Annotated in this window: 13 protein-coding genes; 2 read left to right on the forward strand and 11 right to left on the reverse strand. The window is 51.0% G+C overall.

What is annotated here, in order from left to right:
• Positions 1-113 precede the first annotated feature (113 nt).
• Positions 114-653 carry an ECF transporter S component gene (locus AV656_RS13710; protein ID WP_063182888.1) on the forward strand — a complete coding sequence of 180 codons (540 nt, stop codon included), beginning with the start codon at positions 114-116 and terminating at the stop codon, positions 651-653.
• 41 nt (positions 654-694) lie between these two features.
• Here the strand turns inward: AV656_RS13710 and AV656_RS13715 are convergent, their stop codons facing one another.
• Positions 695-2,200, reverse strand: a complete 1,506-nt coding sequence (locus AV656_RS13715) for a malate:quinone oxidoreductase (protein WP_063182890.1) — start codon at positions 2,198-2,200, stop codon at positions 695-697.
• 341 nt (positions 2,201-2,541) lie between these two features.
• Positions 2,542-2,880 carry a DUF378 domain-containing protein gene (locus AV656_RS13720; RefSeq protein WP_063182892.1) on the reverse strand — a complete coding sequence of 113 codons (339 nt, stop codon included), beginning with the start codon at positions 2,878-2,880 and terminating at the stop codon, positions 2,542-2,544.
• A gap of 333 nt (positions 2,881-3,213) precedes the next feature.
• On the opposite strand from AV656_RS13720, the gene rluF reads away from it, so the two are divergent.
• Positions 3,214-3,921, forward strand: a complete 708-nt coding sequence (gene rluF / locus AV656_RS13725; protein ID WP_063182894.1) for a 23S rRNA pseudouridine(2604) synthase RluF — start codon at positions 3,214-3,216, stop codon at positions 3,919-3,921.
• Between the two features lie 82 nt (positions 3,922-4,003).
• Here the strand turns inward: rluF and AV656_RS13730 are convergent, their stop codons facing one another.
• The 9 genes from AV656_RS13730 to walK all read right to left on the reverse strand — a co-directional run bounded on the left by AV656_RS13730 (position 4,004) and on the right by walK (position 12,390).
• Complete coding sequence (locus AV656_RS13730; protein WP_063182895.1) at positions 4,004-4,198, reverse strand: hypothetical protein; 195 nt, start codon at positions 4,196-4,198, stop codon at positions 4,004-4,006.
• 156 nt (positions 4,199-4,354) lie between these two features.
• Positions 4,355-5,314, reverse strand: coding sequence for a zinc-binding dehydrogenase (locus tag AV656_RS13735; RefSeq protein ID WP_063182897.1), 960 nt, complete (start codon positions 5,312-5,314; stop codon positions 4,355-4,357).
• Positions 5,315-5,421: 107 nt separating this feature from the next.
• The gene (gene rlmH, locus AV656_RS13740; protein ID WP_063182899.1) at positions 5,422-5,901 is read right to left on the reverse strand and encodes a 23S rRNA (pseudouridine(1915)-N(3))-methyltransferase RlmH; all 480 of its coding nucleotides are present in this window, start codon (positions 5,899-5,901) and stop codon (positions 5,422-5,424) included.
• A 62-nt stretch (positions 5,902-5,963) separates the two neighbouring features.
• Complete coding sequence (locus AV656_RS13745) at positions 5,964-6,155, reverse strand: CxxH/CxxC protein (protein ID WP_063182901.1); 192 nt, start codon at positions 6,153-6,155, stop codon at positions 5,964-5,966.
• A gap of 186 nt (positions 6,156-6,341) precedes the next feature.
• On the reverse strand, positions 6,342-7,520 hold the full coding sequence (locus AV656_RS13750) for a S1C family serine protease (protein ID WP_063182903.1): 1,179 nt from the start codon (positions 7,518-7,520) through the stop codon (positions 6,342-6,344).
• Positions 7,521-7,654: 134 nt separating this feature from the next.
• On the reverse strand, positions 7,655-8,443 hold the full coding sequence (locus AV656_RS13755) for an MBL fold metallo-hydrolase (protein WP_063182906.1): 789 nt from the start codon (positions 8,441-8,443) through the stop codon (positions 7,655-7,657).
• Between the two features lie 11 nt (positions 8,444-8,454).
• Positions 8,455-9,267: a two-component system regulatory protein YycI gene (locus AV656_RS13760; protein ID WP_063182908.1), complete on the reverse strand. Its 813-nt coding sequence runs from the start codon at positions 9,265-9,267 to the stop codon at positions 8,455-8,457.
• Entirely contained in the window at positions 9,254-10,579 is a 1,326-nt protein-coding gene (locus tag AV656_RS13765; protein ID WP_063182910.1) for a YycH family regulatory protein, read from the reverse strand. The genes AV656_RS13760 and AV656_RS13765 overlap by 14 nt, the downstream gene beginning before the upstream one ends.
• Complete coding sequence (walK, locus tag AV656_RS13770; RefSeq protein ID WP_063182913.1) at positions 10,570-12,390, reverse strand: cell wall metabolism sensor histidine kinase WalK; 1,821 nt, start codon at positions 12,388-12,390, stop codon at positions 10,570-10,572. Before walK ends, AV656_RS13765 begins: the two co-directional genes overlap by 10 nt.
• Positions 12,391-12,396: the final 6 nt, after the last annotated feature.

Raw genomic sequence — 12,396 nt, forward strand, 5'->3', positions numbered from 1 at the left:
CCGGCTATCTTATTTCACAACTGACCCCTTCAGTTCAGATGAAATTGAACCTTTTAATAAGTCAGCCAACCGGTATGATAAGTCTTATCTTATATAGAAGAGAAGGGGTCATTATGCAGAAAACTCATCCGGTTTCCGTCACACGGAATAAAACATACGACATGATCATCACCGGAATGCTGATTGCGCTTGTCTTTATGACGACACTGCTACTTAATATCAAACTGCCGATCACGGCAAACGGCGGCCTGGTGCACCTTGGCACCGCCATGCTCTTCATTTCTTCAATCATGTTCGGACCAAAAAAGGGCGCCATTGCCGGGGGCGTCGGCATGGCGCTCTTCGATCTGGTTTCCGGATGGACATTGTGGGCACCGTTCTCCCTCCTTACCCGGGGGCTGCAGGGCTACATCGTTGGTAAAATCGCCTGGTCTGGCGGCCGGGAAGGAAAGAGCACGGTTTTCAACGTCATCGCCGCAGTTGTCTCGCTGCCATTCATGCTGGCAGGGTACTACCTGTGTGAAGCCGTCCTGTTCAGCAACTGGATCATTCCGGCAGCTTCGATTCCGGGCAACATCACCCAGAACGTAGTCGGCCTGATTGTCGCCATCCCGGTCTGCATCGCACTCAAGAAAGTCCCTGCATTCAAATAAACAGAGAGCGCCGTCCCACTTGGGACGGCGCTCTTTTCGCATCAGCTATGGACTGGCTCTTTTTCGCTTTCGTTCAGGCCGAGCACTTCTGCAGTCTCGGAATGAATTTTCTCGAAGAGTTCAGGGTTTTCGGAGAGGGAGGTGCCGTAGGAAGGAACCATTTCCTTGATCTTCGGCTCCCAGTCACCGTACTGCTCAGGGAAGCATTTCTCGAGAATCTCGAGCATGACATGAACGGCGGTGGACGCGCCCGGTGATGCGCCGAGAAGCGCCGCAACAGAGCCGTCCTGGGCCGTCACGACTTCCGTACCGAACTGGAGTGTGCCCTTGCCGCCCTGCTCGGTATCTTTGATGACCTGGACGCGCTGGCCTGCGATGACGACATCCCAGTCTTCGCTTTTCGCACTCGGGATGAATTCACGCAGCACGTCAACGCGCTGTTCCTGGTTCAGCATCAGCTGCTCGATCAGGTACTTGGTCAGTTTCATTTCCTTCGCGCCTGCGGACAGCATCGTCAGCAGGTTATTCGGCTTCACGGACTTGATCAGGTCCAGATAAGAACCCGTCTTCAGGAACTTCGGCGAGAAGCCTGCATATGGGCCGAAGAGAAGGGAACGCTTGCCGTCGATATAGCGGGTGTCGAGGTGAGGCACCGACATCGGCGGTGCGCCGACCTTCGCCTTGCCGTATACTTTCGAACGGTGTTGCTCGATGACTTCCGGGTTGTTGCAGACGAGGAACAGTCCGCTGACCGGGAAACCGCCGATATGCTTGGATTCCGGAATGCCCGTTTTTTGGAGCAGGTGAAGGCTGCCGCCGCCCGCGCCGATAAAGACGAACTTCGCTGTGTGGTACTCCAGCTTGTTGCCGTCGAGATCACGGACTTTCACTTCCCACTTGTCGCCGGAGCGCCGAATGTCTTCGACACTGTGACGATAGTCCACCGAAACTTCCTGACGCTGCAGGTGTTCGAAGAGGACGCGTGTCAGTTCGCCGAAGTTGACGTCTGTCCCGGAGTCGATTTTCGTCGCCGCGATTGGCTCGTCAACATTACGGCCTTCCATCATCAGAGGAATCCATTCCTTCAGTGTCTCCGGAGAGTCGCTGAACTCCATCCCCCCGAACAGCGGATTGTCGGATAGCGCTTCAAAACGCTTTTTCAGGAACGTGACATTGTCCTCGCCTTCCACAAAGGAGATATGCGGAAGCGGCATGATGAAATTCTCCGGGTCCTGAATCAGATTGTTTTTGACCAGGTGGGCCCAGAACTGACGGGAAAGCTGGAACTGTTCGTTTACACGAATGGCTTTCTTCGTATCGACCGTGCCGTCTTCTTTCTGGGGTGTATAGTTCAGCTCGCACAGCGCAGAGTGGCCTGTGCCCGCGTTATTCCATTCGTTGGAGCTTTCTTCCCCCGGCTTATCAAGTTTCTCGAATACTTTGATCTTCATATCCGGCGAGAGCTCTTTCAGCAAGGATCCCAAAGTCGCGCTCATGATACCGGCACCGATCAAAATCACATCTGTTTGCTTTTGCATGCTGCTCATGACAACCTTCCTTATCCCCTGGATTTATGATTTACTATCAGAGCTCCCGCTCCGGTGAAGCACCGGCCGGGAACACATTTAGGTTTATTCTTAATCTTCATTATAACATAATTCGACAGTAGACCTTCCTATTTACTGCAGATTGCATACCGGTACAATTATACCTTTTTTGCATATGTAATGAGGCCTCATTGGCCAAATAAGGAACACCATGCGTGAAATAGCATTCAACTGTACAGAATAGAAAAGGCTTTCATCCATATGATACGGATGAAAGCCGATGAGATCGTACTCAAGCGGACGTAGCTTAAATTCTGCGCGAAGCCAGGCAGTGTCTATGATTACAATCCATCGTTGTTGCGGTTGTCCTTTTTTAACTCATTATCCCGCTCTTTACTGAAATCGGGCTCTTCACCGAATTCTGTGCGTAAATCCTGATTGGAGATTCTTGATGGCCGGTCACTGGTAACCACGGTGTCAATTTCTTCGCTCGGCTTAAACAACAAACCAATACAGACCAGGGCACTAATTCCGACAAGACCATAGACGACCCTGGACAAGAATGCATCTTGACCTCCAAATAGGGATGCCACTAAATCAAACTGGAAAAACCCGATCAATCCCCAGTTAAGGCCACCGATGATGAGGAGAGCCAGCGCAATCCGTGAAAGCACACTCATACTTTACATCCTCCTTCCTGATTCGTATTTATCCTTTACCAAAACCCATTTTTAATACATATTTAATCATAAAGACGTACTTAAATTGTCATCTTTATTTGAAGCATTGGTACGGTTCATTTCCATCTTTCTCACAGCCCAACTGAAAACATCGCCGTCATTCTGCTGCCCGCGTGTTCTTCATCCGACACTCCGGCATAGGGAGACGGGTTGCCTGATCCATTTTCAAGCCGGCTCCCGGGACATCTTCGTAATGAAAATTTGTGATTCACCCGTAAAACAAAGTATAGTAAGCATCAAACCAAACAATCCTCCGATTAAGGACGTGCATACATGCGGATCAATAAATTCATCAGTGAATCGGGAAAGGCCTCCAGACGCGGTGCTGATAAACTCATCGAAGAAGGGCGGGTGACGATCAACGGCAAACGTGTATCGATCGGCACCCAAGTCGAACCCGGTGACGATGTCCGGGTAGATGGGAACCCCATCCGTGTCGCCAGGAACAATGTCTATATTGCCCTAAATAAGCCTGTAGGCATTACAAGCACTACAGAAAAAAACGTAAAAGGAAATATTGTCGATCTGGTCAACCATCCATTGAGAGTCTTTAACATCGGGCGCCTCGATAAGGATTCCGAGGGCCTGATCCTCCTTACGAATGATGGGGATATCGTCAATGAAATCCTCCGTTCCGAGAACAGACATGAAAAAGAATATATTGTATCGGTAGATCGGCCGATCACTCCTGAATTCCTAAAGAACATGGAAGAGGGCGTAAAGATATTGGGAACAAAAACACTTCCCTGCAAGACCGAACAATTATCAAAGCATGATTTTAAAATCATCCTGACACAAGGCCTGAACCGGCAGATCCGCCGCATGTGCGAGGCACTGGGCTACGAAGTGTACCGGCTGCAGAGAATCCGGATCATGAATATCCATCTCGGGAATCTTCCTCCGGGACAATGGAGAGATCTTTCCAAAAAAGAACGGACCGCGTTATTTAGAGAGTTAAACTACGAGCCTAAAGAGTGGTAATGACCACAGAACAAAAATGATCATCGGATACTTGTCCAGGAACAGGACAAATCCGATGATCATTTCATTTTGTTGCCTGTCGTTATTCCCCGTGCAGGCGATCTAAAGCTTGGTATTCCTTCATATATGGACCATCATCAGCGACGGCTGAATGGTACAGCGCTTTAATGGCCAAATTCTTCTCCAGGCCCATTTCGACTTTGATCTTCTTCATCTCATCATGCAATTCGCGGTGCTGGTTAATCAGTTTTGTCATGACGGTTTTGTTATATCGCATCAAATCCACATCCTTTTTGACCGCCTAGGCTCGGTTATTTTGGCATAAAGTGTTCCATTCAAATGAGCAGAATCTGTCCTCTTTAGTATGGCATTACACCTTGGGAAATTAAAAGTCTCATGAGCAAATCTCATGAGACTTTAATGGAATTACCTATTATTCATCCCCATCATACACGGCTACCAAACGGCCTTGTACTTCTCCGGCTTTTAGTTTCTCAATGCCTTCAGGAATATTTTCAAATTTAATCTTCGTTAATTTCGGGTTCAGTTTGCCTGCAGCCATCAGTTCATAAATTTCCGCGATGTCCTGAGGTGTCCCGCCCACATTCGCCAGCAATCTCTTGGCGCCTGTGATAAATGAAGTCGTATTGATGGTCGTTTCCAGTTTCCCCATACCTACCAATACAACCGTTCCGCCTGGTTTCACAACTTCCAATGCATCAGAAGTGGTCACTCCAAACCCTGCGTAATCCACAATCAGGTCCAAGTCTTTGTCTGCCAGATCTTTAATATCGGATACCACTTCCGCTGCCCCGATTTCCTTGGCCAGTTCACGCGCTTTCTCACTCACATCGGCTGCGTAAATGTTCTTGATTCCTTTAGCTACAGCCGCTTGCAGTGCGAATTGACCCAGTCCGCCAATACCAATTAAGGCAATGTTCATGCCAGGTTTTGCTTGTCCTACATTAAACAAAGCAGAGTATGAAGTCATTCCCGCATCCGTCGCTGAAGCGGCCATTTCCATGGAAAGTTCATCTGGAACACGGACCAGATCCTCTGCAGGCGCATGAATTTTGGTCCCGAAACCACCGTCATAAGCATATCCTGGAGCTGTTCTGGATGGTCCGGTCGGGCAAATCGCGACACGATCTCCTACCTTAAAATCGGTAACACCTTCGCCTACTTCAGATATGACGCCGGCATTCTCATGGCCCATAATGACTGGTGCATCCATCAATGCCATCCAGCCCTCATCCTCCAGAGAACCAACATCAGAATGGCATAATCCTACTGCCTTCGTATCAATCACTACACGTCCTGGTGCCGCTTTCGGATCTTCTTGTTCTACGAGTTTGAGCGGTTCATGTGTTTTAGTGAATTGCCAACCTTTCATGTATATCTCCACCTTTTTTTAATATCTTAAATTCAAACTAAATATAACAGGGTTATTATTTGTAATCAACGTTTACGGCTTTGGGTTTATTTTCATAAATCGGCTGCTTATTTATGGTATGGCTCATTCTTCATAATCCGGAATGACCTGTAGATCTGCTCCATTAATACCAGCTTCATCAGCTGGTGTGGGAAGGTCATCTTGGAGAAGCTCAGCTTCTCGTCGGCTCGCTTCAGTACATCTGCATGCAGGCCGAGGGATCCGCCGATGACAAATACGACCTTGCTCTTTCCGTATGTCATCAGGGATTCCAGGTTTGCCGCGAGCTCTTCCGATGACCGCTGTTTGCCTTCGATGGCGAGAGCGATCACATGAGCATCAGCGGAAATCTTCGACAGAATCCGCTCTCCCTCTTTTTTCTTCACCATTTCCATCTCCGCGTCACTCAGCTGCTCGGGTGCTTTTTCGTCCGGTACTTCTGTCAGCTGGATTTTTGCGTAAGGGCGAAGCCGTTTTTCGTATTCCTCGATGCCCATTTTCAGATACTTTTCTTTGAGTTTTCCGACTGTAACAATTGTAATATTCACAGGTTGTCCACCTTTATCAAATCGGTTGTTCACAGGAATTATGCACATATCCACAGGTGAAATCAAGATATGGGGGGCGACTGCATGTTCGACACCACATATATTGCAGCCTGTGGGCAATAGTCGCAGGTTGTGGATAACTCCTCTGCTTTGTTGAGAGTTTCCATAATCGGGAAGGCTGCAGTTTCGGCAGTCACTTCGTCCAAAGCCCGGTATACGTGGGTTTCACACGCTTTTTTCGTGACAGTTTCCATTCAAATCCCTCCTTCTCCGCTCCAGAAAGTTATAAACATTTGCAATTAGTTATCCACATTGGTGGACAATTGCAATTATTCCTTTCAAAAACACAGGCAGCCGGTTAAAATCTCACCGTGCTGCCCCTTGTGGATAGTTATATTTGTAACACTAGAACAAAATTTCAGTTATTTAGTTGCAAGTTGCTAGAATTTAATCTCAATATTTGTGGATTTACCGTCCCGATACACCTCGAGCATGACCGTGTCGCCCTCTTTCACCTCATTATACAAGTACTTCCTCAAACCGATCAAATCCGCAATGGGCTCTCCATCCATCGCCGTGATCACATCATACTGGCGGAGTCCGGCTTCCTGTGCCGCGGAACCCCGTGCCACCTGGTCCACGACCACACCTTCTGTAACATCCTTCGGAAGGTTCAGTTCCTGTTGCTGATACACTGCCGGAATATCCATCAGATCAAACAGAGTGACGCCCATTTGCGGACGGCGGACCTCTCCGTACTGCTCCAGATCCTCAATGATCGGAATAGCGGAATTGATCGGAATGGCCAATCCGATCCCTTCGACCGATGCTTCGGCAATTTTCATCGAGTTGATCCCGATCAGCAGTCCATTCAGGTCGACAAGCGCGCCTCCCGAGTTGCCAGGGTTGATGGCGGCGTCGGTCTGCAGGACTTCTGCATTCCAGTCGACCGACTGGTCTCCGTTCAGATCGACCGGTATGGACCGCTCCTTCCCTGAGATGACGCCTACCGTCACCGAACCAGAAAATCCGAGACCGAGCGGGTTGCCGATGGCGATTGCCGTCTGCCCCCGTTTCAGTTCGTCTGAGTCCCCGAATTCAATGACATCCTGTACGTCTGCGTCATCTATTTCAACAACTGCCAGATCAGTCCAGATGTCTGCGCCAAGCAGTCTGGCAGGAACTTTCGTGCCGTCTTCCAGAGTGATTTCAAGCTGTGAGGCGCCCTCAACGACATGGTTGTTCGTCACAACGTACGCTTTGCCCTCTTCCCGCTTGTAGATCACGCCCGATCCGACACCGGCCGGAACGGTCTCTTCTGAGCCTGTCCAGTAGTTTCCGGCGGTCTGGAGATTGGTCACACCCACGACAGCGGCGGATGCCTCATCAACCGCTCCGACGATGCCATCCTGGAGCTCAAGCGCCGTGTAAGCCGCATCGTTGCCCTTCCCGTTTCCATCCTTTGCCGCTTCCGCATCGGCGGCGGTATTCACATTGTTTTTCTCCCCTTCCGCTTGCTGTCCAGAGGAGAGACAACCTTGCAGGAGCAGCGCAGCCGACAGAATGCCGGCTGTGCCCGCAAAACGCAGCCTCCGTCTTCCGGGTTCCAATCTGACCATCCGATCCATCCTTTCTTCATGAAAACAGCATATACGGATTAATCTACCCGATTGGCGGAATTTGAACACAGCCGGGTTTCGCTGTGTCTCTTGAAAAACAAAAAACCCGTCCCACCATGGGGACGGATTTCGGTTCAGACCATTACGAGCTCGGTCGGTGCTTCGGCATCAGTGTCATACAGATGCACAAATTCGCCGGGGCGGATGCCGCACGTTTCGAGTGTCTGCGAAACACTCAGTCTCGCGAGGTCTTTCATATTATTGTCTTTCGACAGGTGGGAAAGGTAGATGCGGGTCTCCTTCTGGTCCACCACTTCGCTCATTGCGACCGCTGCGTCCTCATTCGACACGTGGCCGACGTCGCTCAGGATGCGCCGCTTGACGTTCCACGGATAGCGGCCCATCTGGAGCATGCCGACGTCATGGTTGCTTTCAAAGACGAATGCGTCCGCTCCGGAAATCCAACCTTTCATCCGATCACTTACATAGCCGGTGTCTGTAATAAGGGCAAGTTTGCGGCCGCTGTCATGGAACACATAAAACATCGGGTCAGCGGCGTCGTGCGAAACTGCGAACGACTGGATATCAAGACTGCCGAACGACTTCACCGTCTCCATGTCGAAGGTGAACCGCTGGCCGACCGGAATCTCGCCGACCAGGCCGTCCATCGCCTTCCATGTCTTGTCGTTTGCATAGATCGGCATCCCGTACTTCCTGGCCGCTACGCCCAGCCCTCTGATATGGTCGCTGTGTTCATGTGTGACGAATATGCCGTCCACCTGCTTCATGCTGCGGCCGATGCCCCCGAGGAGCCCCTCGAGCTTCTTGGCACTCAGCCCTGCATCCACGAGGAAAGCATGCTCGTCGTTTTCTATATAAATGGAATTGCCCGTACTGCCGCTGGCCAATACACTAAATCTCACGTTTCGGCCTCCTACTGTTCTTCTTCTTCGGTGACTGGTTCGGAAAGTTTGTCCAAAATTTTATTATCCACCGCGTTGACAAAGTGGTCGGTGGAAGTCCCATCGTCCAATTGTACATGAATATGCCAGGTCGGTACCAGTACCTGCTTCTGGGTAAGCTGCAGGAGCGGGGAGTAGCCCAACTTCACTTCCTTGATGTCGGAACCCGGCTTCAGATCTGCGGACCGGGATAATGCGCCGATTGCCTGTAGAGGGGCATTGAGGGCTTTCTTCTCATTGATTTCCCTCAGCTTGTAAAGCATATTCTGCTCGTATCGGATGGCCTCCCTGTCTGCATTCCAATGCACGGTCAGTGTCGAATCTTCATTATAAAAGATTGTGCTGCCGTTGACTTTCTGGAAGAAAGTTGCAGTCCGGTCTTCCTCATCCACTTCCCATAGCGTGTAATCCTGGCTGTCCATCACGTACCCTTCCAGGAAATCGTCAAAGTCCAGTTTACCATCGCTGGTTTCCAGGCTGAACGGCTCCTCAAGCACTGAAATGAGTGTGTGTTCATCCTCAATTTTGGCTGTCTGGCCGGTCAATTCCCTCAGTTCTGTAGGGCTGACAGGCTTCAGCTCGCCGGATATATATGAGGCTTCCTTGATCTCCGGAAGTTTTCCGTAGGTGATGTCATCTCCTTTCAACCGGTCTTCGATGCTGGTTTCACCGTAAACCTGGAGATTCTCGAAGAAGTTGGTCCGTTCCATATACAGCGAGAACAGGAAGATGTTCAGGATGGCGAACACGACGATGAACATCGTCTTTGTCTTACTCCAGTCCACCCATGCCACCTCCCGTTCCGGCTTTCTTTACGGAATACCATTCCTCGTTCTCCTCATAGAACCATGCCGGTTCCAGGATATACAGGTTGTTGTCATCATCCCTCCGGAGAGCGTATCCGCGGACAATGTCACTCACCTCATTCAAGTCGACTTCCGGGTCTGTGCGGAGTTCCTCCACCACATCCGTCCCGGCCGGCAGCCTTTTTTCAGCATTCTCCGGGAGCGGATCGCCCAGCTGGTAATAGGGCCGTGCGTAGTTGGCTATCCGGCCGCTGGCCCAAATCTGCGTGATTTCCGTAAACGTGAAGTCACTGAAGACGGGATATCCTCTGATCTCCATCTGATACTTAATCTGATTGCGAATCGGATCTATGGAGGAAAGAACGAAGTCATTGGTCCAGCCGCCATGTTCGTTGACAAAGTCAAGACTGTCCAGAAGGAGTTCACTCGGGATGGAAACACCCTCGTTGCTGCTTCTCACTTTCATATCCGTAAACTTCAACGTCTTCATCTGTGTGTTAACAATCATCTGGTGATGGGTATCGTGGTACCTTTCCGAATGTTCACCCATCCGCTCCCGCTGGACAAGGCTCTTGTCGATAAACAGCGCATCCGCGAAGTCGTCAGGGCTAACATCCTGCTGGAAAAAGGTCATATTACTGACAGATCTGCTTGCTGAAGGAAGATAAAGGGTCCGGGCCTTTTCCCGCTCAACTGCGGCATACGGTTCAATTTCTTTTGCTTCTGCCAGCAGGTTGTTCAACCGGTCGGGTTCGACGCCTGTCGCATGGGCTGTAAATCTGCGTCCGCCGTCTTTTCCGATAAAGTGAACAAGGCCGCTGTCCGATTGGGTTTCGATGACAATCTGGCTGAAGCTGGCTTCGGTCGTCACCGAATCACTGAACCGGAACAGATTATCCACGACCCCGAACGGAATAAGGGACCGGAAAAAGAGGGTGACAGTGTCAGGCTGGCTGATGATGCTGTTCGCCTCATCCTCGGTGATTTCCTTGTCAGCCTCCGTCAGGTTCTGGAACGACCATGTTTTCATGAAGTCCATCAGCGACTCGATATCCTCCCTGTCCGTTGTTCCGGACAGATCATTTTCGGAAATGGCGATCATCTTATAGGGAAGAATCACGTCGCCGAGTTTCTGTTTATCCTCATCGATGATGATATCGGACGTCGGTGCCTGTTCGATCGGCTCGTAATTGGGCCGGAATGTCCAGATTGAGAATGTCAGCGTGATGCTGAGGAAAATGAGGAGAATGAGGACTGCCGATTTGATTTGCTCTACATATTTCAATCCCATTCACCCGCCTCTACAACCTCAAAAGGAAGCGTGAAGAAGATGGTTGTCCCCTTGCCTTCCTCACTCTCCGCCCAGATGAGGCCGCCGTGTGCCTGGATCATTTCCTTGGCGATGGCCAGCCCGAGACCGGTTCCGCCCATCGCACGCGAGCGGGCTTTGTCCGCACGGTAAAACCGCTCGAAAATCCGATTCACATTTGCTTCCGGAATGCCCATCCCTTCATCGGCAACCGCTATTTTGATATGGTCATCCTCTGCCTGAACGGTAAACCGGACATTGCCGCCGTCCGGGGAGTACTTCAGGGCGTTGGAGATGATGTTGTCGATGACCTGGGTCATCTTGTCCATATCGAGCTCCGTATAAAGCGGACCGGGCGGAATGAGCCGGATCAGCTCCACATCCTTTGATTTCATCAGTTCAAACCGGTCAATGATCCGGTGGAAGAATTTCACGAAGTCCACAATATCGGTGTTCAGCTCGTATTCCCTGCTGTCCATCCGCGACAGCTGGAGGAGATCCGTGACGAGACGGATCATCCGCTCCGTCTCGGTCTGTGTGACATGCAGGAAGGAAGGCGCGATCTCCTCATCCTTCCATGCGCCATCCGCCAGCGCCTCAAGATAGCTCCTCATCGATGTGAGCGGCGTGCGGAGCTCATGGCTGACATTCGAGACGAATTCCCGGCGCTCCATCTCGATCTTTTCCTGCTCGGTGATGTCGTGCAGGACGACAATCAGCCCGTTTACAAACCCGGTCTCCTTCTGGATGACCGAGAAGTTCGCCCGCAGGATATAAGGCCGATCCTCATCGCTGAAGTCGATTGTGACCGGTCCCTGCATATCGACAAGGTCCTCGAAAGTATGATCCTGCTCAAGGCCGAGCACGGCCGGCACGGGACGGTTCAGAACATGCTCGCGGGGGATGCCCAGCATGCCGAGCGCCGTGTCGTTGATCAGGATGATTCGGCCCTTCCGGTCAGTCGAGATGACGCCGTCCGTCATGTTGGAGAGGACCGAAGCCAGCTTCCTCCGCTCGGATTCAGTCGATGATTGCGCCTCCTGAAGGCGGGTCGTCAGGTGGTTGAATGCCTTTGCCAGATCGCCGATCTCATCCTGCCCGTACACCCGGACCTTCCGGGCAAAGTTTCCTTTTGCCATGGCGCTCGCCTGCTTCGTCATGTCGGCAATCGGACGGGTAATGGTCTGTGCGATGAGGATCCCCAGAATGACGGTGATTCCCAGGGAGAACGCCGTACCGCCGGCAAGAATCTGGTTGATTTCGTTGATCTGACTGTATACCTTCTCAATGTTCGACTGAATATGCAGGACCGCAATCACTTCACCTCCGGAAATGATCGGTTTCGCAAGCACCCAGATCCGGCGTTGCGACTCATTCAGGAAGGTACTCTCGAACGAGGTGCTGGACTGGATCGATTTCCGGACAAGTTCGTCCATCGTGCGCTGGTTGACCAGGTGCTGATTTTCATACTCGGATGTGGCGAGAATCTGCGTCTTGGGGTCGATGATCCTCACTTCGATGATGTCATCTGATGAAAATTGGGAAAGGACAGTCCCTAGACTCACTTCGATTGACGGGTCTTCCTCTGTCCTCAGCCGCGTCATTTCCTCCCTGATGCTGAATTCCAGAATGTTCACCCGGTCCTCGATGGATGCCTGGAAGTTTTCCTTCAGGGTCTTCTCAAGTTCCTGGGCAAAGTAGATGCCGATGATCTGCATGGCGATCAGGATGAGAAGAACGTACATCAGGACGAACTTCAGATGGATGGACCGGAAAAAGCCGACTTTCCGCATCAGACG

Origin of the sequence: Bhargavaea cecembensis, from assembly GCF_001619585.1 — a bacterium.
Lineage (GTDB): Bacteria > Bacillota > Bacilli > Bacillales_A > Planococcaceae > Bhargavaea > Bhargavaea cecembensis_A.

Bases quoted from the DNA above. Each gene is read 5' to 3' on its own strand.
- AV656_RS13750 (WP_063182903.1), bottom strand. From the start codon at position 7,520: ATGGTCAGATTGGAACCCGGAAGACGGAGGCTGCGTTTTGCGGGCACA.
- walK (WP_063182913.1), bottom strand. From the start codon at position 12,390: ATGCGGAAAGTCGGCTTTTTCCGGTCCATCCATCTGAAGTTCGTCCTG.
- AV656_RS13730 (WP_063182895.1), bottom strand. From the start codon at position 4,198: ATGCGATATAACAAAACCGTCATGACAAAACTGATTAACCAGCACCGC.
- AV656_RS13720 (WP_063182892.1), bottom strand. From the start codon at position 2,880: ATGAGTGTGCTTTCACGGATTGCGCTGGCTCTCCTCATCATCGGTGGC.
- AV656_RS13710 (WP_063182888.1), top strand. From the start codon at position 114: ATGCAGAAAACTCATCCGGTTTCCGTCACACGGAATAAAACATACGAC.
- AV656_RS13765 (WP_063182910.1), bottom strand. From the start codon at position 10,579: ATGGGATTGAAATATGTAGAGCAAATCAAATCGGCAGTCCTCATTCTC.
- AV656_RS13745 (WP_063182901.1), bottom strand. From the start codon at position 6,155: ATGGAAACTGTCACGAAAAAAGCGTGTGAAACCCACGTATACCGGGCT.
- rluF (WP_063182894.1), top strand. From the start codon at position 3,214: ATGCGGATCAATAAATTCATCAGTGAATCGGGAAAGGCCTCCAGACGC.
- AV656_RS13715 (WP_063182890.1), bottom strand. From the start codon at position 2,200: ATGAGCAGCATGCAAAAGCAAACAGATGTGATTTTGATCGGTGCCGGT.
- AV656_RS13735 (WP_063182897.1), bottom strand. From the start codon at position 5,314: ATGAAAGGTTGGCAATTCACTAAAACACATGAACCGCTCAAACTCGTA.